The organism is Pseudomonas sp. B329, assembly GCF_023127835.1.
Lineage (GTDB): Bacteria > Pseudomonadota > Gammaproteobacteria > Pseudomonadales > Pseudomonadaceae > Aquipseudomonas > Aquipseudomonas synxantha_A.
In genome coordinates this window covers 282311-302658 of sequence record NZ_SPKP01000052.1, presented here as the reverse complement: position 1 = coordinate 302658, position 20348 = coordinate 282311, and the positions used below count along the sequence as shown (strand labels likewise).

The 20348-nt window shown below is 60.0% G+C and carries 21 protein-coding genes and 1 pseudogene; 14 read left to right on the top strand and 8 right to left on the bottom strand.

Going from position 1 to position 20348, the window contains the following annotated elements; genetic code table 11:
- Positions 1 to 102 precede the first annotated feature (102 nt).
- Positions 103 to 1596: an aldehyde dehydrogenase gene (locus tag E4P00_RS23355; RefSeq protein WP_248133147.1), complete on the bottom strand. Its 1494-nt coding sequence runs from the start codon at positions 1594 to 1596 to the stop codon at positions 103 to 105.
- 230 nt (positions 1597 to 1826) lie between these two features.
- Here E4P00_RS23355 and E4P00_RS23350 point away from each other — a divergent pair, with 230 nt between their 5' ends.
- Positions 1827 to 2189 (top strand): cupin domain-containing protein, encoded by a 363-nt coding sequence (locus E4P00_RS23350; RefSeq protein ID WP_032878723.1) that lies wholly within the window; start codon positions 1827 to 1829, stop codon positions 2187 to 2189.
- Between the two features lie 71 nt (positions 2190 to 2260).
- On the opposite strand, the gene rpmG is transcribed toward E4P00_RS23350, so the two are convergent.
- Together rpmG and rpmB are read right to left on the bottom strand one after the other, a co-directional pair.
- Positions 2261 to 2416, bottom strand: coding sequence for a 50S ribosomal protein L33 (rpmG, locus tag E4P00_RS23345; RefSeq protein ID WP_003176906.1), 156 nt, complete (start codon positions 2414 to 2416; stop codon positions 2261 to 2263).
- A gap of 11 nt (positions 2417 to 2427) precedes the next feature.
- Positions 2428 to 2661: a 50S ribosomal protein L28 gene (gene rpmB / locus E4P00_RS23340; RefSeq protein WP_003176907.1), complete on the bottom strand. Its 234-nt coding sequence runs from the start codon at positions 2659 to 2661 to the stop codon at positions 2428 to 2430.
- 458 nt (positions 2662 to 3119) lie between these two features.
- Between rpmB and E4P00_RS23335 the strand changes: the two genes are divergently transcribed.
- Complete coding sequence (locus tag E4P00_RS23335) at positions 3120 to 4712, top strand: ABC transporter substrate-binding protein (protein ID WP_032878722.1); 1593 nt, start codon at positions 3120 to 3122, stop codon at positions 4710 to 4712.
- A 57-nt stretch (positions 4713 to 4769) separates the two neighbouring features.
- Here the strand turns inward: E4P00_RS23335 and radC are convergent, their stop codons facing one another.
- Positions 4770 to 5444: a DNA repair protein RadC gene (gene radC, locus E4P00_RS23330; protein ID WP_216090481.1), complete on the bottom strand. Its 675-nt coding sequence runs from the start codon at positions 5442 to 5444 to the stop codon at positions 4770 to 4772.
- 143 nt (positions 5445 to 5587) lie between these two features.
- Between radC and coaBC the strand changes: the two genes are divergently transcribed.
- The 4 genes and pseudogenes from coaBC (at position 5588) to argB (ending at position 9844) form a co-directional block, all read left to right on the top strand.
- A complete protein-coding gene (gene coaBC, locus E4P00_RS23325) occupies positions 5588 to 6796 on the top strand; it encodes a bifunctional phosphopantothenoylcysteine decarboxylase/phosphopantothenate--cysteine ligase CoaBC (RefSeq protein WP_015886530.1) in 1209 nt (402 codons plus the stop codon).
- Positions 6797 to 6801: 5 nt separating this feature from the next.
- Entirely contained in the window at positions 6802 to 7257 is a 456-nt protein-coding gene (gene dut, locus E4P00_RS23320) for a dUTP diphosphatase (RefSeq protein WP_016975923.1), read from the top strand.
- Between the two features lie 248 nt (positions 7258 to 7505).
- Positions 7506 to 8918 (top strand): annotated as a pseudogene (locus E4P00_RS23315) (phosphomannomutase/phosphoglucomutase); the annotation flags it as partial.
- 20 nt (positions 8919 to 8938) lie between these two features.
- Complete coding sequence (gene argB, locus E4P00_RS23310) at positions 8939 to 9844, top strand: acetylglutamate kinase (RefSeq protein ID WP_003213275.1); 906 nt, start codon at positions 8939 to 8941, stop codon at positions 9842 to 9844.
- Between the two features lie 166 nt (positions 9845 to 10010).
- On the opposite strand, the gene pyrE is transcribed toward argB, so the two are convergent.
- A complete protein-coding gene (gene pyrE, locus E4P00_RS23305; protein WP_003195489.1) occupies positions 10011 to 10655 on the bottom strand; it encodes an orotate phosphoribosyltransferase in 645 nt (214 codons plus the stop codon).
- An 82-nt stretch (positions 10656 to 10737) separates the two neighbouring features.
- Between pyrE and E4P00_RS23300 the strand changes: the two genes are divergently transcribed.
- Entirely contained in the window at positions 10738 to 11517 is a 780-nt protein-coding gene (locus tag E4P00_RS23300) for an exodeoxyribonuclease III (RefSeq protein ID WP_003195493.1), read from the top strand.
- Between the two features lie 58 nt (positions 11518 to 11575).
- On the opposite strand, the gene E4P00_RS23295 is transcribed toward E4P00_RS23300, so the two are convergent.
- Complete coding sequence (locus E4P00_RS23295) at positions 11576 to 11944, bottom strand: DUF4870 domain-containing protein (protein WP_005792486.1); 369 nt, start codon at positions 11942 to 11944, stop codon at positions 11576 to 11578.
- 22 nt (positions 11945 to 11966) lie between these two features.
- Positions 11967 to 12689 (bottom strand): ribonuclease PH, encoded by a 723-nt coding sequence (gene rph, locus E4P00_RS23290; protein ID WP_005792487.1) that lies wholly within the window; start codon positions 12687 to 12689, stop codon positions 11967 to 11969.
- 214 nt (positions 12690 to 12903) lie between these two features.
- Between rph and E4P00_RS23285 the strand changes: the two genes are divergently transcribed.
- From E4P00_RS23285 to E4P00_RS23260, 6 genes are all read left to right on the top strand, one after another.
- Positions 12904 to 13767, top strand: a complete 864-nt coding sequence (locus tag E4P00_RS23285) for a YicC/YloC family endoribonuclease (protein WP_005792488.1) — start codon at positions 12904 to 12906, stop codon at positions 13765 to 13767.
- 10 nt (positions 13768 to 13777) lie between these two features.
- Entirely contained in the window at positions 13778 to 14398 is a 621-nt protein-coding gene (gmk, locus tag E4P00_RS23280; RefSeq protein WP_003213284.1) for a guanylate kinase, read from the top strand.
- 167 nt (positions 14399 to 14565) lie between these two features.
- The gene (gene rpoZ, locus E4P00_RS23275; RefSeq protein WP_003176920.1) at positions 14566 to 14829 is read left to right on the top strand and encodes a DNA-directed RNA polymerase subunit omega; all 264 of its coding nucleotides are present in this window, start codon (positions 14566 to 14568) and stop codon (positions 14827 to 14829) included.
- Between the two features lie 60 nt (positions 14830 to 14889).
- Positions 14890 to 16995, top strand: coding sequence for a bifunctional GTP diphosphokinase/guanosine-3',5'-bis pyrophosphate 3'-pyrophosphohydrolase (gene spoT / locus E4P00_RS23270; RefSeq protein ID WP_005792489.1), 2106 nt, complete (start codon positions 14890 to 14892; stop codon positions 16993 to 16995).
- Between the two features lie 24 nt (positions 16996 to 17019).
- Positions 17020 to 17400 carry a RidA family protein gene (locus tag E4P00_RS23265; protein ID WP_010566963.1) on the top strand — a complete coding sequence of 127 codons (381 nt, stop codon included), beginning with the start codon at positions 17020 to 17022 and terminating at the stop codon, positions 17398 to 17400.
- Between the two features lie 56 nt (positions 17401 to 17456).
- The gene (locus E4P00_RS23260) at positions 17457 to 18197 is read left to right on the top strand and encodes a hypothetical protein (RefSeq protein ID WP_032878714.1); all 741 of its coding nucleotides are present in this window, start codon (positions 17457 to 17459) and stop codon (positions 18195 to 18197) included.
- Positions 18198 to 18323: 126 nt separating this feature from the next.
- Here the strand turns inward: E4P00_RS23260 and E4P00_RS23255 are convergent, their stop codons facing one another.
- Complete coding sequence (locus E4P00_RS23255) at positions 18324 to 19175, bottom strand: SDR family oxidoreductase (RefSeq protein WP_248133146.1); 852 nt, start codon at positions 19173 to 19175, stop codon at positions 18324 to 18326.
- A 188-nt stretch (positions 19176 to 19363) separates the two neighbouring features.
- Here E4P00_RS23255 and exbB point away from each other — a divergent pair, with 188 nt between their 5' ends.
- On the top strand, positions 19364 to 20347 hold the full coding sequence (gene exbB / locus E4P00_RS23250) for a tonB-system energizer ExbB (protein WP_032878712.1): 984 nt from the start codon (positions 19364 to 19366) through the stop codon (positions 20345 to 20347).
- Position 20348: the final 1 nt, after the last annotated feature.

Here is a 20348-nt window from a genome sequence, read left to right as displayed (position 1 = left end):
AGGGGGCTTGCTCCCGATAACGGTGGGCCAGTCACCACATGCAGTGGCTGACACCCAGCTATCGGGGGCAAGCCCCCTCCCACGTTTGGCCTGCAGTGCTGCTTAGAGTTTGATCCAGGTCGCCTTCAGCTCGGTGTACTTGTCGAACGCATGCAGCGACTTGTCGCGGCCATTACCCGACTGCTTGAAACCACCAAACGGTGCGGTCATGTCGCCGCCGTCGTACTGGTTAACCCAGACGCTGCCGGCACGCAGGGCCTTGGCCGTCAGGTGCGCCTTGGAGATATCCGCCGTCCATACCGCTGCGGCCAGGCCGTATTGGGTGTCGTTGGCAATGGCGATGGCTTCTTCGGCGCTGTCGAAAGTGAGCACCGACAGGACCGGGCCAAAGATCTCTTCCTGAGCGATCTTCATGGCATTGGTCACGCCATCGAAAATAGTTGGCTCGACGTAGGTGCCACCGGTTTCTTCCAGTGTGCGCTTACCGCCAGCGACCAGTTTGGCACCGTCGGCATGACCGGACTCAATGTAGGACAGCACGTTGTTCATCTGCTGCGTATCCACCAGCGCACCCACGTTGGTGGCTGGGTCCAGTGGGTTGCCCGGCTTCCAGCCTTTGAGCGCCTTGATCACCAGCGGCAGGAAGGTGTCCTTGATGGAACGCTCCACGAGCAGGCGCGAACCGGCAGTGCAGACTTCACCCTGGTTGAAGGCGATGGCACTGGCCGCAGATTCGGCGGCGGCTTGCAGATCCGGCGCATCGGCAAACACGATATTAGGGCTCTTGCCGCCCGCCTCCAGCCACACACGCTTCATGTTCGATTCGCCGGAGCGGATCAGCAGTTGCTTGGCGATCTTGGTGGAGCCAGTGAACACCAACGTATCCACGTCCATATGCACCGCCAGGGCGTTACCCACCGTGTGGCCATAGCCTGGCAATACGTTGAACACGCCTTTTGGAATGCCGGCTTCGACGGCCAGGGCGGCGATACGGATGGCGGTCAGCGGGGATTTTTCGGACGGTTTGAGGATCACCGAGTTACCGGTGGACAACGCCGGGCCGAGTTTCCAGCAGGCCATCATCAATGGGAAGTTCCACGGCACGATGGCGCCGACCACGCCGACTGGCTCGCGGGTCACCAGGCCCAGTTGATCATGAGGGGTGGCCGCGACTTCGTCGTAGATCTTGTCGATTGCCTCACCGCTCCAGCTCAGGGCATTTGCCGCACCGGGAACGTCGATGTTCAGGGAGTCGCTGATCGGCTTGCCCATGTCCAGGGTTTCAAGCAGTGCCAACTCTTCGGCATTGGCCTTGAGCAGCGCGGCGAAACGGATCATGGTGGCTTTGCGCTTGGCCGGCGCCAGGCGCGACCAGACGCCGGAATTGAAGGTGGCGCGGGCGTTTTCCACGGCGCGCTGGGCGTCAGCCGCGTCACAGCTGGCGACAGTGGCCAGCAGACGACCGTCTACCGGGCTGATGCATTCGAAGGTGTCACCGGAAACGGCGGCGGTGTATTCGCCATTGATGTAGGCGCGGCCTTCGATCTTCAGATCCTTGGCGCGTTGTTCCCAGTCGGCACGGGTCAGGGTGGTCATGCGAGTGTCCTCCTCTTATTGAATAGAGGGCCAGGCGGGTGTCCCCCCGGCAGCCTCAAAGAATTCTTGCCCGCCAGCCAGCTGTTCGGCGCAAGGCAGCTGCCACCCTAAACCAGCGGCTGGGGATGTTTCAATATATTTGACATAACGGCGGTAAACGCCCTTGCGATGTTCATTTTAATAAACATAGACTTTGGGCTCTCCAACCGCAGGCCAGACGGGACACGCACATGAGCATCCAGGATATCGTCGACTTCAGCCAAGCCAACACGGCCCCCGAACGCTACCGCCCTGCCGCAGAAAAAATCCTCAAGGGCGATCCCGAGCAAACGATCTACAACCACTACAACAGCCCGTGTGGCCAGATGAATGCAGGGGTATGGGAAGGTGAAGTCGGGCAGTGGACGGTCAGCTATACCGAGCATGAATACTGCGAGATTGTGCAGGGGGTTTCCGTACTGCGTGACGCCGAAGGCAACGCCAAGACCTTGCGCGCCGGCGACCGCTTCGTGATCCCCGCTGGCTTCAAGGGCACCTGGGAAGTGCTGGAAGCGTGCCGCAAGATCTACGTGGTGTTCGAGCAGAAAGCCTGATCAGCAAATCCCAGGCAAAAAAAAGCCCGCATCGTGAGATACGGGCTTTTTTTCACAAGGAAGAAAATCAATTACTTGATTTTGCCTTCTTTGTAGATCACGTGCTTGCGAACGCGCGGGTCGAACATTTTCTTTTCGAGCTTGTCCGGGGTAGTACGCTTGTTCTTGTCGGTAGTGTAGAAGTGACCAGTACCGGCGCTAGAGATCATTCGAATCAATTCACGCATGATAGAGCTCCTTAGATCTTGCCAGCGGCGCGGATTTCGGCCAGCACGACAGTGATGCCACGCTTGTCGATAATACGCATGCCTTTGGCAGATACACGCAGGCGAACAAAACGTTTCTCTTCTTCAACCCAGAAGCGGTGATGCTGCAGGTTCGGCAGGAAACGACGACGGGTTTTGTTATTTGCGTGGGAAATGTTATTCCCAGTCACCGGACCCTTACCGGTAACTTGACAGACTCTCGACATGCCTCAGCCCTCTAAAACCACATGCCCAACCCGGCATGGGTTGGCCGCTTAATCTCTCAGTCATTTGGCGCCAGGCGCCGCGTTTCTTTAGGGTCTTACCGGCTACACCTACAAGCGAAGGAACCGGGCCCCTAGAAAAGAGCGCTGCTTTATACCAGAAAGACCCCAGTGCAACAACAGCCCGTGTGTTTTTACCAGCGTAAATCTTGGTGCCGGACGCCCGAACCGCTGCCAGGAGGGGCCGCTGTAACAGCCGACCGCTCGTCGCACAGAATGATTTACAGCGCTCGCAGGCACAGAGAAGTGCACGGCGAAACGCGCTGAGGCGCCATCAAAACAGCATTTTGGCCAAAAGCACAGGCAAAAATGGGCTAGTCATTTATCAATCAGACCTCTACGGTAGTCTTTTTCCAGACTGCACTCGCAGATGGGCCTTCGATCTGCACAGGAAACCGAATATGCGCCTCGCTGCCCTACCACTACTGCTTGCCCCCTTCTTTATCGCACCGATGGCCGTTGCAGCCACCAACTTGAGCGTCTGCACCGAGGCCAGCCCCGAAGGGTTCGATGTGGTGCAGTACAACTCGCTGACCACCACCAACGCCTCGGCGGACGTGCTGATGAACCGCCTGGTGGACTTTGATGCGGCCAGCGGCAAGCTGGTACCGAGCCTGGCAGACAGCTGGGAAGTTTCCCCCGATGGTCTGACCTACACCTTCAAGCTGCACCCGGGCGTGAAATTTCACCGTACCGATTATTTCAGCCCAAGCCGCACGCTGACCGCCGAAGACGTGCGCTTCAGCTTCGAGCGCATGCTCGATCCGGCCAACCCGTGGCACAAGATCGCCCAGAGCGGCTTCCCCCACGCCCAGTCCCTGCAATTGCCGGCACTGGTCAAGAAGATCGATGCCCTCGATCCGCTGACGGTGCGTTTCACCCTCGACCACGCCGACTCCACCTTTCTCCCGGCGTTGAGCATGGGCTTTGCCTCGATCTACCCGGCTGAATATGCCGACAAACTACTCAAGGCCGGCACGCCTGAGAAACTCAACAGTCAGCCCATCGGCACCGGCCCGTTCGTATTCATGCGCTTCCAGAAAGATGCCGTGGTGCGCTACAAGGCCAACCCGGACTATTTCGCGGGCAAACCGGCTGTGGATAACTTGATCTTTGCCATCACCCCGGACGCCAACGTACGGTTGCAGAAACTGCATCGCAACGAATGTCAGATTGCCCTGTCGCCCAAGCCCCTGGATGTAGGCGAAGCCGAAAAAGACCCGGCGCTGAAGGTGGAAAAAACCGCTGCCTTCATGACCGCTTTCGTCGCCATCAACAGCCAGCACCCACCGCTGGACAAACCCGAAGTACGCCAGGCGATCAACCTGGCCTTTGACAAGAGTAGCTACCTCAAGGCCGTCTTCGAGGGCACCGCCGAAGCAGCCAACGGTGTGTACCCGCCCAATACCTGGAGCTATGCAAAGGATTTGCCAGGCTACCCACAGGATCTGGCCAAGGCCAAGGCGCTGCTGGAACGTGCCGGGCTCAAGGACGGTTTCAAGACCACAATATGGACGCGCCCTACCGGCAGCCTGCTGAACCCCAACCCGAACCTCGGCGCCCAACTGCTACAGGCCGACCTGGCCAAGGTTGGCATCCAAGCTGAAATTCGTGTGATTGAATGGGGCGAATTGATTCGCCGTGCCAAGGCCGGCGAGCACGACTTGCTGTTCATGGGCTGGGCCGGCGACAACGGCGACCCGGACAACTTCCTGACCCCGCAATTTTCCTGCGCAGCGCTGAAATCCGGCACCAACTTCGCCCGCTACTGCGACCCCGCTCTGGATAAGTTGATCAGCGCCGGCAAGACCACCAGCGAGCAAGGCGTACGCACCAAGCTGTACCAGCAGGCCCAGGCGCAGATCCAGCAGCAGGCGCTGTGGCTGCCGCTGGCGCACCCGACGGCGTTTGCATTGACGCGCAAGAATGTCGAGGGTTACCAGGTAAGCCCGTTCGGCCGCCAGGATTATTCGAAAATCAGCCTCAAGCCCTAGGGCGCAACCCCTTCCCTGTAGGAACGAGCTTGTTCGCTCCTACAGGAACAGAGGTGGCTATACCCATCCGTATTCAGCCATCGACAGCGGATCACCATCTCCCACAATGATGTGATCCAGCACCCGCACATCCACCACTTCCAACGCCTTTTGCAGCATTTTGGTCAATCTGCGATCAGATGCACTGGGCTCCGCATTCCCGGAGGGATGGTTGTGGCACAAAATCACCGCTGCCGCGTTATGAGCCAAGGCACGCTTGACCACCTGCCGCGGGTAAACAATCGCAGTGTCGATGGTGCCCTGAAACAACGCCTCGAACCCCAGTACACGATGCTTTGAGTCCAGGAACAGACAGCCGAATATCTCATGAGGCTCATGGCGCAACAGCGCCTTGAGGTATTGACGCACAGCCAGCGGGCTCTCCACTACCGAGTCGTCGCGCAAGCGTTCGGCCAGATGGCGCCGGGACATTTCCAGCACCGCCTGCAATTGGGCGAACTTCGCCGGCCCCAGCCCCATATGCTGGCTGAACAGCGCCTGGCTGGCCTCCAACAGCGGGCGCAGGCCGCCAAACTGCACCAGCAGATCACGCGCCAGATCCACCGCACTTCGACCGGAAACGCCAGTACGCAGGAAGATCGCCAACAATTCGGCATCGGACAGGCTCGCCGCGCCACCTTCCAACAGCTTCTCCCGTGGACGCTCCGCCACGGGCCAATCACGAATACTCATCCCACCTCCGTCTGTATCTGCTGCGCTGTTGCGCGGCAGACGCTGTGTTATCGTAGGCCCTCTTTTTTGCATGCGATTTCACCTGGGGAGGGGTCATCGCAGGCGTCACTGAACTGGCATCACTGAACTGGAAAGGCAAACCAATGCAGCGTCTGTATCGGAAACGCATCGTTCTCGGCGTCGGCGGCGGCATTGCCGCCTACAAGAGCGCAGAGTTGGTTCGCAGGCTCCTGGACCAGGGCGCGGAAGTGCGCGTGGTCATGACCCGTGGTGGCAGTGAGTTCATCACCCCGTTGACCATGCAGGCCCTGTCCGGCCACCCGGTTCACCTCGACCTGCTGGACCCGGCGGCCGAAGCCGCCATGGGCCATATCGAACTGGCCAAATGGGCCGACCTGGTGCTGATCGCCCCGGCCACCGCCGACCTGATCGCCCGCCTGGCCCAGGGCATCGCCGATGACCTGCTGACCACCCTGGTATTGGCCACCGACGCCACCGTCGCGATCGCCCCGGCCATGAACCAGGCCATGTGGCGCGACCCGGCCACCCAAGCCAATACCCAACTCCTGCAAAGCCGCGGCCTCAAGGTGTTTGGCCCCGCATCCGGCAGCCAGGCCTGTGGCGACGTCGGCATGGGCCGGATGCTCGAAGCCACCGACCTTGCGCTATGCGCCGCCGAGTGCTTCCAGCACCTGGCCCTGACCGGCAAGCACGTGCTGATCACCGCAGGCCCGACCCAGGAAAACATCGACCCGGTGCGCTACATCACCAACCATAGCTCAGGAAAAATGGGCTTTGCGTTGGCAGAAGCTGCGGTCGAGGCAGGCGCACGGGTGACCCTGATCACAGGCCCCGTGCATTTGCCGACCCCTGATCGCGTCACGCGAATCGACGTAGTCAGCGCCCGGGACATGCTGGCGGCCTGTGAAGCCGCCATTCCCTGTGACCTGTTCATCGCCTCGGCAGCGGTGGCGGATTACCGCCCGGAAGTCGTAGCCCCGCAAAAGCTCAAGAAAGACCCTACAAGCGGCGACGGCCTGCTCCTGCAAATGGTGCGCAACCCGGACATTCTGGCCACCATCGCCACCCGTCCGGACCGTCCGTTCAGTGTCGGTTTCGCTGCCGAGACCGAGCACCTTCTGGACTACGCCGCGCGCAAACTGAAAGACAAAAACCTCGACTTGATCGTTGCCAATGATGTCGCCAACCCGAGCATCGGCTTCAACAGCGAGGAAAATGCCTGCAGCGTGATCGACCGCGAGCTGCACGCCACCCTTTTCGCCCAGACGAGCAAGGGCAAGATTGCCCGCCAACTGATCTCTTTTATCGCCCAACGGCTGAACCAGGTTTAATTTTCATGCACGCTTTGCAAGCCAAGATCCTCGACCCCCGCATCGGCAACGAATTCCCCCTGCCGGCCTACGCCACACCAGGCTCCGCCGGCCTGGACCTGCGCGCCATGCTCAAGGAAGACACCGTTCTTGAGCCAGGCCAGACCATCCTGATCCCGACCGGCCTGTCGATCTATGTCGGCGACCCGGGCCTGGCGGCGCTGATCCTGCCGCGCTCCGGCCTGGGCCACAAACACGGCATCGTGCTCGGTAACCTGGTCGGCCTGATCGACTCCGACTACCAGGGCGAGCTGATGGTGTCGTGCTGGAACCGTGGCCAGACTGCTTTCAACATCGCCGTCGGCGAGCGCATCGCCCAACTGGTCCTGGTGCCGGTGGTGCAGGCGCATTTTGAATTGGTGCAGGAATTCGACGAAACCCAGCGCGGCGCAGGCGGTTTTGGGCATTCCGGCAGTCACTGACTAAGCTGAACGTGGCCGGATGCAATCGTCCGGCCACGCGCCACCGCCCGGCTTTTCAGGATGAAGAATTCGCGGAAATAATCATCGAGATTTCTCCAATGAAATCAAAGGACTACGTAAAAATAATGCTAGCGCCAATGCGCCGATGGCATTTTTACACCACGAACTCTCTGCCGAAAACGCCGTCATACCCTTCAGTTTGAGCCTGCCGGCCAGCCACATCAGGCCCGCCTTGCCCCCTTTCAGATGGAGTTTCCCCCGCGATGAGTACCGCAGCCCGCGTAGCCCCGACCTTTCCCGACAGCATTTTTCGCGCCTATGACATTCGTGGCGTGGTACCCAAGACCCTGACCGCCGAAACCGCCTACTGGATCGGCCGCGCCATCGGTTCGCAGAGCCTTGCCCAGGGCGAACCCAACGTCTCGGTGGGTCGTGACGGCCGTTTGTCCGGCCCCGAGCTGGTCGAGCAACTGATCCAGGGGCTGGCCGACAGCGGTTGCCACGTCAGCGACGTCGGCCTGGTGCCGACACCCGCGTTGTACTACGCGGCCAACGTACTGGCCGGTAAATCCGGGGTGATGCTCACCGGCAGCCATAACCCTTCGGACTACAACGGCTTCAAGATCGTCATCGCTGGCGATACGCTGGCCAATGAACAGATCCAGGCCCTGCACACCCGCCTGAAAACCAACGACCTGACCAGCGGCACCGGCACCATCACCAAGGTCGACATCCTGCAGCGCTACTCCGATGAAATCACCCGCGACGTCAAACTCGCGCGCCGCCTCAAAGTGGTGGTGGATTGCGGAAACGGCGCGGCTGGCGTGATAGCCCCGCAATTGCTCGAAGCGCTGAACTGCGAAGTAATCCCGCTGTTCTGCGACGTCGACGGCAACTTCCCCAACCACCACCCGGACCCGGGCAAGCCGGAAAACCTGGAGGACCTGATCGCCAAGGTCAAGGAAGTGGGCGCCGACGTCGGCCTGGCCTTCGATGGCGACGGTGACCGCGTAGGCGTGGTGACCGAAACCGGCGAGATCGTATTCCCCGACCGCCTGCTGATGCTGTTTGCCCGTGACGTCGTGGCGCGCAACCCCAACGCCGAGATCATCTTCGACGTGAAATGCACCCGTCGCCTGACGCCACTGATCAAGGAGTACGGCGGTCGCCCGCTAATGTGGAAGACCGGTCATTCGTTGATCAAAAAGAAAATGAAGGAAACCGGCGCACTATTGGCCGGCGAAATGAGCGGCCACGTGTTCTTCAAGGAGCGCTGGTTCGGGTTTGACGACGGCATTTACAGCGCCGCTCGTCTGCTGGAGATCCTCAGCAAGGAAAAATCCACCGCCGAAGAACTGTTTCAGACCTTCCCGAATGATATTTCTACGCCAGAGATCAATATCCATGTGACCGAGGAGAGCAAATTCAGCATCATTGACGCATTGCACGATACGCAATGGGGTGAAGGCGCCAACCTGACCTCCATTGATGGTGTGCGAGTCGATTACGCCAAAGGCTGGGGCCTGGTTCGCGCGTCCAACACCACACCGGTGCTGGTCCTGCGTTTCGAGGCGGATACCGAGGCCGAGTTGCAGCGTATCAAGGACGTGTTCCACGCCCAGTTGAAACGTGTTGCCCCTGATCTCCAATTACCGTTCTGATTTTTTGCCCGGAGCCCTGAATGACCCTCGAACGCGAAGCCGCTGCCAACACCGCCAAGGTCCTGTCCGAAGCGTTGCCTTATATTCGACGCTACGTCGGCAAGACGCTGGTGATCAAGTACGGCGGCAATGCCATGGAAAGCGACGAGCTGAAAACCGGCTTTGCCCGCGACATCGTGCTGATGAAAGCCGTGGGGATCAACCCGGTGGTCGTCCACGGTGGCGGCCCGCAAATCGGCGACCTGCTCAAGCGTCTGTCGATCGAGAGTCACTTCATCGATGGTATGCGTGTCACTGACGCGCAGACCATGGACGTGGTGGAGATGGTCCTCGGCGGCCAGGTCAACAAAGACATCGTCAACCTGATCAACCGCCACGGCGGCAGCGCCATCGGCCTGACCGGCAAGGATGCGGAGCTGATCCGCGCCAAGAAACTTACCGTGACCCGCAAGACGCCGGAGATGACCCAGCCGGAAATCATCGACATCGGCCAGGTGGGCGAAGTGATCGGCATCAACACCGATTTGCTCAACCTGCTGGTCAAGGGCGACTTCATCCCGGTGATTGCGCCGATCGGCGTGGGTGCCAATGGCGAGTCCTATAACATCAACGCCGATCTGGTAGCCGGTAAGGTGGCGGAAGCACTGAAGGCTGAAAAGCTGATGCTACTGACCAATATCGCCGGTTTGATGGACAAGGAAGGCAAGGTACTCACCGGCCTGACCACCCAGCAGGTAGACGACCTGATCGCCGACGGCACCATCTACGGCGGCATGTTGCCGAAGATCCGTTGCGCGCTGGAAGCAGTGCAAGGTGGTGTAGGCAGCTCGCTGATCCTGGATGGCCGTGTGCCGAATGCAATCCTGCTGGAAATCTTCACTGATACCGGTGTGGGCACGCTGATCAGTAACCGCAAGCGTCCTTAACCGCTGCAAATAAAAAGGCCCCGCTCGATCCAATCGAACGGGGCCTTTTGTTTGTACACAGTTCACATGTGGGAGCTGGCTTGCCTGCGATGACGGCAGTACATGCAAAAATGCACCGCCTGACACACCGCTATCGCGGGCAAGCCCGCTCCCACAGGATTCAGTGTCAGACGCCAAACTGCTCGCGGTAGGCACGCACCGCCGGCAAATGCTGCTTGAGCTGCGGGTCATCTTCCAGGAACTGCAACACCTGGTTCAACGACACGATGCTCACCACCGGGATGCCGAAGTCACGCTCCACTTCCTGGATCGCCGACAACTCACCGTTGCCGCGCTCCTGGCGGTTCAAGGCGATCAGCACACCAGCAGCTTTTGCGCCGTCCTGGGAAGCGATGATCTGCATCACTTCACGGATCGCGGTGCCTGCGGTGATCACGTCATCGATGATCAGCACATCGCCGGTCAATGGCGCGCCGACCAGGCTGCCACCTTCACCATGGGCCTTGGCTTCCTTACGGTTGAAACACCACGGCAAGTCCTGCCCGTGATGCTCCGCCAGGGCGACCGCCGTCGCCGCTGCCAGGGGAATACCCTTGTAGGCCGGACCAAAAAGCACATCAAAGGAAATACCGCTTTCAACGATGGCTGCCGCGTAGAAACGACCCAGCTGAGCCAGGGCCGAACCCGAGTTGAACAAGCCTGCATTGAAGAAGTACGGGCTGGTGCGCCCGGACTTGAGAGTGAACTCACCGAAGCGTAAAACGCCGCGATCGATGGCAAAACGAATGAAATCGCGTTGATACGCCTGCATGAAAAAAGCCTCAGATACCACGGATTTAGCTAATTAGGTGGACGGCGTGTATCATACACGCACGCGATTTTTGGGGCCATTTATGCGGATCATCAGTGTGAACGTTAATGGTATTCAGGCTGCAGTCGAGCGTGGTTTGCTCAGTTGGCTGCAAGCACAGAATGCCGACGTCATCTGCCTGCAGGACACCCGCGCCTCCGCCTTTGAACTGGACGACCCAGCCTTCCAACTGGATGGCTACTTCCTTTATGCCTGCGATGCCGAAGTGCCCACCCAAGGTGGCGTGGCTTTGTACTCGCGGTTGCAACCCAAGGCGGTCATCAGCGGCCTCGGCTTCGAGACAGCCGACCGCTACGGGCGCTACCTGCAAGCCGATTTCGACAAGGTCAGCATCGCGACCTTGCTGCTTCCTTCGGGGCAGAACGGCGATGAAGACTTGAACCAGAAGTTCAAGCTAATGGACGACTTCGCCCGTTACCTGGATAAACAGCGACGCAAACGTCGCGAGTACATTTATTGTGGCTCGCTGTACGTGGCGCAACAGAAGCTGGATATCAAGAACTGGCGCGACAGCCAGCAATCACCGGGCTTCCTGGCGCCGGAACGGGCCTGGATGGACGAGATTGTCGGCAACATGGGCTATGTTGATGCCCTGCGCGAAGTCAGCCGCGAAGGCGACCAGTACAGCTGGTGGCCGGATAACGAACAGGCCGAGATGCTCAACCTGGGCTGGCGTTTCGACTATCAGCTGCTGACCCCGGGCCTGCGCCGGTTCGTACGCAGCGCTCGCCTGCCACGCCAGCCGCGCTTCTCGCAGCACGCGCCGCTGATCGTCGACTACGACTGGACCTTGACCATCTGAGGTCTTTTTCCAGGCACAAAAAAACCGACAGCAATGTCGGTTTTTTGTGGCCGCTCGGTTACTTGACCAGACGCCAAGTCCACGGATAGCGATAGGCAATGCCCTTGTTGGCCTTGATCCCGGCAATGATCGTCAGTATCAACGCCCCTATCACCAGTACGGTCATCAGCAAAAAGCCGACCACCACGAAGCCCAGCACCAGACACACCAACCAGGCGATGGCCACGGTGATCTGAAAATTCAGGGCTTCCTTGCCCTGATCATCGATAAGCGGGTCCACATCCTTCTTGAACTGCCACAGGATCAGCGGCCCCAACACGCTGCCGAAGGGGAACACCAACCCTGCAAACGCCGCAAAATGACACAGCATTGCCAACTGGCGTACTTCCTTTGACGGTGCCGGAACCGGCAATTGGCTGTCATTCATGGCGCTTCTCCTTGGGGCGGGCTTAGTCAGCGAGTGCAGCGGTTTGCAGTGCAAAGATTTCGGTCATGCCCTTCTGGGCCAGGGCCAGCATCGCGTTCAGCTCAGCCGGCTGGAATGGCGCGCCTTCGGCGGTGCCCTGCACTTCGATGAAACCACCGGTGCTGGTCATGACCACGTTCAGATCGGTCTCGGCGGCCGAGTCTTCCAGGTAATCCAGGTCCAGCACAGGCTCGCCCTGGTACATGCCGACCGACACAGCTGCGATCATCTGCTTGAGCGGGTCACCCGCCTTGAGGCCGCCGCGCTTCTTGATCACTTTCAATGCGTCGACCAGGGCTACCATGGCGCCAGTGATGGATGCAGTACGGGTACCGCCATCAGCCTGGATCACGTCGCAGTCGACGTACAGGGTCACGTCGCCCAATTTGGACATGTCCAGCGCGGCACGCAAGGAACGGCCGATCAGGCGCTGGATTTCCAGGGTACGCCCGCCTTGCTTGCCACGGCTGGCTTCACGCTGGTTACGCTCACCGGTAGCGCGCGGCAACATGCCGTACTCTGCGGTCAACCAGCCCTGGCCCTGGCCCTTGAGGAAGCGCGGCACGCCGTTTTCGACGCTGACGGTGCAAATCACCTTGGTATCGCCAAACTCGACCAGTACGGATCCCTCGGCGTGTTTGGTGTAGTTGCGGGTGATGCGGATCGAGCGGAGCTGATCGGCAGCGCGACCACTTGGACGTTTCATAGGGGATACCTGTACTGAGGACGAAAAACTGCCGAGCATTATAGAGCCGCGAGCCGATTCGGGGCACTTCTAAAAATTCGGTTACGAATGCGCATGTTTGGGCGCCTCCTGCGCACTGCGCTACAATCCTGCGCCTCTCGACCGTAGGAGCGAGCTTGCTCGCTCCTACAGGTCGGCCTGGCCAATCTCTATCTATCCAACACGAGGTACCTCCATGGTGCACAGCATGACCGCCTTCGCCCGTGTCGAAAAAGCCGGGGTTCAAGGCACCCTCAGCTGGGAATTGCGCTCGGTCAACAGCCGTTACCTGGAGCCACACCTGCGCCTGCCCGAGTCGTTCCGCGACCTCGAAGGCGCCGTTCGTGAAGCGCTGCGCCAGGGCATTTCCCGTGGCAAGCTGGAATGCACCCTGCGTTTTACCGAAGAAACCACCGGTAAACCGCTGCAGCTGGACCGCGACCGCGCCGCACAACTGGTTGCCGCCGCCGAAACCATCGCCGGCCTGATCAAGCAACCGGCCGCGCTGAACCCTCTGGAAGTCCTGGCCTGGCCCGGCGTACTGGTGGGCGACGCAACCGACCCGCAGGCCCTGAACGCCGAAGCCCTCGCGCTGTTCAACCAGGGCCTGAAGGAGCTCAAGGCCGGCCGTGAGCGCGAAGGCGCTGAACTGGCGCGCCTGATCAACGAGCGTCTGACATCGATCGAAGCCGATGTGGTCACCCTGCGCGAACTGGTGCCGCAGATGCTTGCTACCCAACGCCAGAAGATCCTCGACCGCTTCACCGACATGAAAGCCGACCTTGACCCGACGCGTCTGGAACAGGAAATGGTCCTGCTTGCCCAGAAAAGCGACGTGGCCGAAGAACTCGACCGCCTGAGCACCCACATTCTTGAAGTACGCCGCGTGCTCAAGTCCGGTGGCGCCGCCGGTCGGCGCCTGGACTTCCTGATGCAGGAACTCAACCGCGAAGCCAATACACTGGGCTCCAAGGCGTTCGATCCGCGCAGCACCACGGCGGCGGTCAACCTCAAAGTGTTGATCGAGCAAATGCGCGAACAAGTACAGAATATTGAGTAAGGCAACCTCCATGACCCACAGCACCGGCACCCTTTACATCATTTCCGCCCCTTCGGGCGCGGGCAAAAGCAGCCTGGTCAAAGCCTTGACCGACGCTGACGAGCAGATCCGCATTTCGGTGTCGCACACCACCCGCGCCATGCGCCCGGGCGAAGTGAACGGCGTGCACTATCACTTCGTCGAGCGTACCGAATTCGTCAAGATGATCGAACACGGCGACTTCCTGGAGCGCGCCGAAGTCTTCGGCAACCTCTACGGCACCTCCCAAAGTCATCTGCAGCAGACCCTGGACGAAGGCCACGACCTGATTCTGGAAATCGATTGGCAGGGCGCCGAGCAAGTGCGCCAATTGATGCCCAAGGCACGCTCGATCTTTATCCTGCCGCCGTCGCTTGAAGCCTTGCACCAGCGCCTGACCAACCGTGGCCAGGACAGCGACGAGATCATCGAAGGGCGTATGCGTGAAGCCGTCAGCGAAATGAGCCACTATGTCGACTACGACTACCTGATCATCAATGACGATTTTGCCCACGCCTTGGATGATTTGAAGGCGATTTTCCGTGCCAATCAGCTCCAGCAAAAGCGTCAACAGCAGCGTTTCGGCAAATTACTCGCCGAACTGCTCGGCTGATTGGCTCTTCCCAAAACCGCTGCAAGGGCCTTACATTGGCACTTGTAGCGGTTTTGCGAGAGCCTGCGAAAAATCAGCGCTTCCCTAAACGCTGGTGATTTTTTAAACTGCTCAGTCCGCTCGCCCAACCGGGCAGCGCGCATCTTGCATTCGCTCCGAGGAATACCATGGCCCGCGTAACCGTTGAAGACTGCCTAGAACACGTGGATAACCGCTTTGAGCTGGTCATGCTCTCTACCAAGCGTGCCCGTCAACTGGCCACTGGCGGCAAAGAGCCCCTGGTCCAGTGGGAAAACGACAAGCCTACCGTTGTAGCTCTGCGTGAAATCGCTGAAGGCCTGATGAGCTACGAGTTCATTGCCAACGCCGAAATCGTTGAAGACGAACCGCTGTTTGCAGCGTTCGAGGACGAGTCCAACGAGGCCGTCTAAGCCTATGCCAGGTCGACGTAGCACGGCGCAGGGTCACAGTCATCGGCAGGAGTTCACACTTTGCCGAGCATAGACGCCCTCGCCGATCGCTTATCGGCCTACCTCGGCCCCGACCAGGTCAACCTGGTCCGCCGAGCGTATTTCTACGCCGAACAAGCCCACGACGGCCAACGCCGACGTAGCGGTGAGGCGTACGTCACCCATCCCCTTGCGGTGGCAAATATCCTGGCCGACATGCACATGGACCATCAGAGCCTGATGGCCGCGATGCTGCATGACGTGATCGAAGACACCGGCATTGCCAAGGAAGCGCTCAGCGCGCAATTTGGCGAAACCGTGGCCGAACTGGTCGACGGGGTCAGCAAACTGACCCAGATGAACTTCGAGACCAAGGCCGAAGCCCAGGCGGAAAACTTCCAGAAGATGGCCATGGCCATGGCCCGAGACATTCGGGTGATCCTGGTCAAGCTGGCCGACCGGCTGCACAACATGCGCACGCTGGAAGTGCTGTCCGGCGAAAAGCGTCGGCGCATCGCCAAGGAAACCCTGGAAATCTACGCGCCCATCGCCAACCGGCTGGGCATGCACGCTATTCGTATCGAATTCGAAGACCTTGGTTTCAAAGCCATGCACCCGATGCGTTCGGCGCGCATCTACCAGGCGGTCAAACGCGCCCGGGGCAATCGCAAGGAAATCGTCAACAAGATCGAAGAATCCCTGAGCCATTGCCTGGCAATCGACGAAATCGAAGGCGAGGTCAGTGGCCGCCAGAAGCACATCTACGGCATCTACAAGAAGATGCGCGGCAAGCGCCGGGCCTTCAACGAGATCATGGACGTGTACGCGTTCCGGATCATCGTCGACAAGGTCGATACCTGCTACCGCGTGCTGGGCGCTGTACATAATTTGTACAAGCCCTTGCCGGGCCGCTTCAAGGACTACATCGCGATCCCCAAGGCCAACGGCTATCAGTCGCTGCATACCACGCTGTTCGGTATGCATGGCGTGCCGATCGAGATTCAGATCCGTACCCGCGAAATGGAAGAGATGGCCAACAACGGCATCGCCGCCCATTGGCTGTACAAGTCCAGTGGCGACGAGCAGCCCAAAGGCACCCATGCCCGCGCCCGCCAGTGGGTCAAGGGCGTGCTGGAAATGCAGCAACGTGCCGGCAACTCACTGGAATTCATCGAAAGCGTGAAGATCGACCTGTTCCCGGACGAGGTCTACGTGTTCACGCCCAAGGGCCGGATCATGGAGCTGCCCAAGGGCTCCACAGCGGTCGACTTCGCCTACGCGGTACACACCGACGTCGGCAACAGCTGCATTGCCTGTCGGATCAATCGTCGTCTCGCGCCGCTGTCCGAGCCCCTGCAAAGCGGCTCCACGGTCGAGATCGTCAGTGCTCCGGGCGCTCGCCCCAACCCGGCATGGCTGAACTTCGTGGTCACCGGCAAGGCCCGTACGCATATTCGCCACGCCCTGAAACTGCAGCGTCGCTCCGAGTCCATCAGCCTGGGCGAGCGCCTGCTGAACAAGGTGCTCAACGGCTTCGACAGCGCCCTGGACAAGATTGCGCAAGAGCGCGTGCAGGCGATGCTTCATGAGTATCGCCAGGAAACCATCGAAGACCTGCTCGAAGATATCGGCCTGGGCAACCGCATGGCCTACGTGGTCGCCCGTCGCTTGCTGGGCGAAGGCGAACAACTGCCGAGCCCGGAAGGCCCGCTGGCGATTCGCGGCACCGAGGGTCTGGTGCTCAGTTACGCAAAATGTTGCACACCGATTCCGGGCGACCCGATTGTCGGCCACCTGTCCGCGGGCAAGGGCATGGTGGTGCACCTGGACAACTGCCGCAATATCACCGAAATCCGCCACAACCCGGAAAAATGCATCCAGCTCTCGTGGGCCAAGGATGTCACCGGCGAGTTCAACGTCGAGCTGCGGGTGGAGCTGGAACACCAGCGCGGCCTGATCGCCCTGCTGGCCAGCAGCGTCAACGCGGCCGACGGCAATATCGAGAAAATCAGCATGGACGAACGTGATGGTCGCATCAGCGTGGTCCAACTGGTGGTCAGTGTGCACGACCGCGTGCACCTGGCCCGCGTGATCAAGAAACTGCGCGCCTTGACCGGTGTGATCCGCATCACCCGTATGCGTGCATAACCGATCCATTACAAGGAGTCATTCATGACCAAGACAGTTATCACCAGCGATAAAGCCCCAGCCGCCATCGGCACCTACTCCCAGGCGATCAAGGCGGGCAACACCGTCTACATGTCCGGCCAGATTCCGCTGAACCCAAAGACCATGGAACTGGTTGAAGGCTTCGAAGCCCAGACCGTACAAGTCTTCGAAAACCTCAAGTCCGTGGCCGAAGCTGCCGGTGGTTCGTTCAAGGACATCGTCAAGCTGAACATCTTCCTCACCGACCTGAGCCATTTTGCCAAGGTCAACGAGATCATGGGCAAGTACTTCGAACAACCCTACCCAGCCCGCGCCGCCATCGGCGTTGCCGCCCTGCCAAAGGGCGCACAGGTTGAGATGGACGCCATTCTGGTCATCGAGTAAAACACCCGGCGCAGCCCCAAAAGGCTGCGCCGGCTTCGCTTCATAAGGATTTCGTAATGCGCAAAGCGCTTGTAGCCTCTTCGTTGCTCGCACTGTTGCTCGGCGGTTGTGCCAGCAACCCGGCCGATCTGGACGTAAGCGGTACCTGGATCAACCAGGCCGCCATCGACGCGGCAGCCAAGGGCGGCCCTTTGCGTGAAGCCCTGCAATCCTATGGCCCCAACCTTGAGTGGGAGGTCAACACCAAGGCGTTGCAGGCGCGCTACTACAACGGTTTTGAAGTAGCGGAAGGCAAGTTGTCGGGTGAAAAACCCGGCGCGTGGAGCGTGGACTTCTACGGCAGCTCCGCCACCGAACTCAAGCGCAAAGGCAAACAATTGCTGCAAGTGGCCAACGACAATGAGCCAGAGCAGCTGTTCGCCCGCGCCAAAGACCCGGCCCCCGAAGGCGCACCACTGGGTGCCAACTTCGAACGGGCACTGTATGCGGCCTACATGGGCGGCGACTGGAAGATAACCGACGGCACCGGCAACGGCGCCACAGTGCAGTTCCAGGCTGACGGCAAGATCGCCGGTCTGCCTGGCGTTGACCGTTACTCACTGTGCCTGGCGGGTGATTGCGCCTCCATGAGCGGCGGCTACGACAGCATCTGGCTGCAACTGAACGGCCAGGGCAACCCATGGATCTTCGTACGCAAGGGTGAGCAACTGGAAATCTTCCAGGCGATCAACACCGCCCAGGCCGATGAAGTGCCTTCGTTTACCCCAGGCCCGCGCCAATGGCTGCTTGAAAAGTAATAACAGCCTCGCCCAAATCCAAATGTGGGAGCTGGCTTGCCTGCGATGACGGTATTACACCCAACAAAGATGTGATTGATATACCGCTATCGCAGGCAAGCCAGCTCCCACATTTTTTGCCGCGCTTCAGCCTTTCAGAATCGCCGCATAGCCTTCCCGGTAAGTCGGGTAAGTCGGCACCCAGCCCAACGCCTTGATACGCGCATTACTGCACTGCTTGCTCCCCGCACGCCGCACACTGGCGTCATCAGCCCATTCGGTCACACCCAGGTACTCGCGCAACCAGCCCACCACCTCGGCCAATGGCGCCGGCGCATCGTCGACACCGATGTAGACTTTGTCCAATGTACCGCCCTGCTCTACGTGCCGCAGTAAAAACGCCAGCAGCCCGGCCGCATCATCAGCGTGAATCCGGTTGCCATATAAAGGCGGGTCAACCGCTACGCGGTAGCCTTGACGCACCTGGGTCAGCAGCCATTCACGACCCGGGCCGTAAATCCCGGTCAGCCGCACGATGGTGGCCGGAATACCACTATTGAGCGCCACTTGCTCAGCTTCCAGCATCACCTGCCCGGAATAACCCTTCGCTTGCGTCTCTGACGTTTCGTCGACCCACTCGCCGTTCTGCTGCCCATACACACTGCTGCTGGAGACAAACAGCAAATGCTTGGGCGCCTGGCCGTAGTCGTCCAGCCACTCCAGTACATGCTGCAACCCTTGCACGTAGGCGGCGCGATAGCCGGCCTCGTCGTGGTCGGTGGCAGCGGCGCAGTACACCAGATAATCCACCCCGCCGATTGGCCAGGTGTCCGGACAGTCCTTTTTGAACAGATCGCCGGCAATGCCGATCACGCCGTCGGGCAAGCGTGAAACATCGCGGCGCAGGCCGTGGACCTCCCATTCCGAGGCCAGCAATTGGCTAGCCAGCCGACTACCCACATCACCGCAACCGGCAATCACAACAGAAGGCGCAGACATCATAAAACTCCATTCTCAAAGGCGCAGATTAGCCGCGCGAGTGGATCAACGGCCAGTGAAAAGCGAAATAAAGTAACAGTGCCACTTTAGTTAACAAGAATTACTTGCAATAATAACCACCCATTTGTCCTCGACCCCCCTCGGTCTGGAAGGACGATCACCCATTTTTTCTCTCAGGTCCGGCCAGCATGACATGTAATACAACCCCCGCTTCGCCAACCAAGCCTCACAGCCCATCCCGCGCCTGGCGTGCGATTGCTGCGATGCTGTTCAGCGTCCTGCTGGCACCGACCGCCGCATTCGCTGATGCCACCGCCCCCGCCACTCCGGCGGCTACCGAGCAGAATGCTGCGACCCCGACGACACCTGCCGTTGCTCCAGTGGCTACCGACCCGGCCCAGGCCACGGGCGACGCCGCACCTGCCAACGAAACCGGCGTTGTGCTGGAAGAAGACAACACCCTGGGTATGGCCCATGACCTGTCGCCATGGGGCATGTACCAGAATGCCGACGTAGTGGTGAAGGCTGTGATGATCGGCCTGGCCATCGCCTCGATCATCACCTGGACCATCTGGATTGCCAAAGGCTTCGAGCTGCTGGGCGCCAAGCGTCGTCTGCGCGCTGAAATCGTCCACCTGAAAAAAGCCACTACCCTCAAGGAAGCGAGCGAAACCGCAACCAAAAAGGGCACCCTGGCCAACACCCTGGTGCACGACGCGCTGGAAGAAATGCGCCTGTCGGCCAACACCCGCGAAAAAGAAGGCATCAAGGAACGCGTGGCTTTCCGCCTGGAGCGCCTGGTTGCCGCCTGCGGCCGTAACATGAGCAGCGGCACCGGCGTACTCGCCACCATCGGTTCCACCGCGCCGTTTGTCGGCCTGTTCGGCACCGTATGGGGCATCATGAACAGCTTCATCGGCATCGCCAAAACCCAGACCACCAACCTCGCCGTCGTTGCCCCCGGCATCGCCGAAGCCCTGCTGGCTACTGCCCTGGGCCTGGTTGCCGCGATCCCTGCGGTGGTGATCTACAACGTCTTCGCCCGTTCGATCGCCGGCTACAAGGCTCAGGTATCGGATGCGTCGGCAGAAGTCCTGCTGCTGGTCAGCCGTGACCTCGATCACCTGCCTACCGAGCGCAGCTCGCAACCGCACATGGTGAAAGTGGGGTAAT

Coding starts and splice junctions, on each gene's coding strand:
- E4P00_RS23350 (WP_032878723.1), top strand. CDS start 1,827: ATGAGCATCCAGGATATCGTCGACTTCAGCCAAGCCAACACGGCCCCC.
- E4P00_RS23285 (WP_005792488.1), top strand. CDS start 12,904: ATGGTGCACAGCATGACCGCCTTCGCCCGTGTCGAAAAAGCCGGGGTT.
- E4P00_RS23300 (WP_003195493.1), top strand. CDS start 10,738: ATGCGGATCATCAGTGTGAACGTTAATGGTATTCAGGCTGCAGTCGAG.
- E4P00_RS23265 (WP_010566963.1), top strand. CDS start 17,020: ATGACCAAGACAGTTATCACCAGCGATAAAGCCCCAGCCGCCATCGGC.
- dut (WP_016975923.1), top strand. CDS start 6,802: ATGCACGCTTTGCAAGCCAAGATCCTCGACCCCCGCATCGGCAACGAA.
- E4P00_RS23295 (WP_005792486.1), bottom strand. CDS start 11,944: ATGAATGACAGCCAATTGCCGGTTCCGGCACCGTCAAAGGAAGTACGC.
- radC (WP_216090481.1), bottom strand. CDS start 5,444: ATGAGTATTCGTGATTGGCCCGTGGCGGAGCGTCCACGGGAGAAGCTG.
- rph (WP_005792487.1), bottom strand. CDS start 12,689: ATGAAACGTCCAAGTGGTCGCGCTGCCGATCAGCTCCGCTCGATCCGC.
- gmk (WP_003213284.1), top strand. CDS start 13,778: ATGACCCACAGCACCGGCACCCTTTACATCATTTCCGCCCCTTCGGGC.
- rpmB (WP_003176907.1), bottom strand. CDS start 2,661: ATGTCGAGAGTCTGTCAAGTTACCGGTAAGGGTCCGGTGACTGGGAAT.
- rpmG (WP_003176906.1), bottom strand. CDS start 2,416: ATGCGTGAATTGATTCGAATGATCTCTAGCGCCGGTACTGGTCACTTC.
- pyrE (WP_003195489.1), bottom strand. CDS start 10,655: ATGCAGGCGTATCAACGCGATTTCATTCGTTTTGCCATCGATCGCGGC.
- E4P00_RS23260 (WP_032878714.1), top strand. CDS start 17,457: ATGCGCAAAGCGCTTGTAGCCTCTTCGTTGCTCGCACTGTTGCTCGGC.
- argB (WP_003213275.1), top strand. CDS start 8,939: ATGACCCTCGAACGCGAAGCCGCTGCCAACACCGCCAAGGTCCTGTCC.
- E4P00_RS23335 (WP_032878722.1), top strand. CDS start 3,120: ATGCGCCTCGCTGCCCTACCACTACTGCTTGCCCCCTTCTTTATCGCA.
- coaBC (WP_015886530.1), top strand. CDS start 5,588: ATGCAGCGTCTGTATCGGAAACGCATCGTTCTCGGCGTCGGCGGCGGC.
- E4P00_RS23255 (WP_248133146.1), bottom strand. CDS start 19,175: ATGTCTGCGCCTTCTGTTGTGATTGCCGGTTGCGGTGATGTGGGTAGT.
- E4P00_RS23355 (WP_248133147.1), bottom strand. CDS start 1,596: ATGACCACCCTGACCCGTGCCGACTGGGAACAACGCGCCAAGGATCTG.
- exbB (WP_032878712.1), top strand. CDS start 19,364: ATGACATGTAATACAACCCCCGCTTCGCCAACCAAGCCTCACAGCCCA.
- rpoZ (WP_003176920.1), top strand. CDS start 14,566: ATGGCCCGCGTAACCGTTGAAGACTGCCTAGAACACGTGGATAACCGC.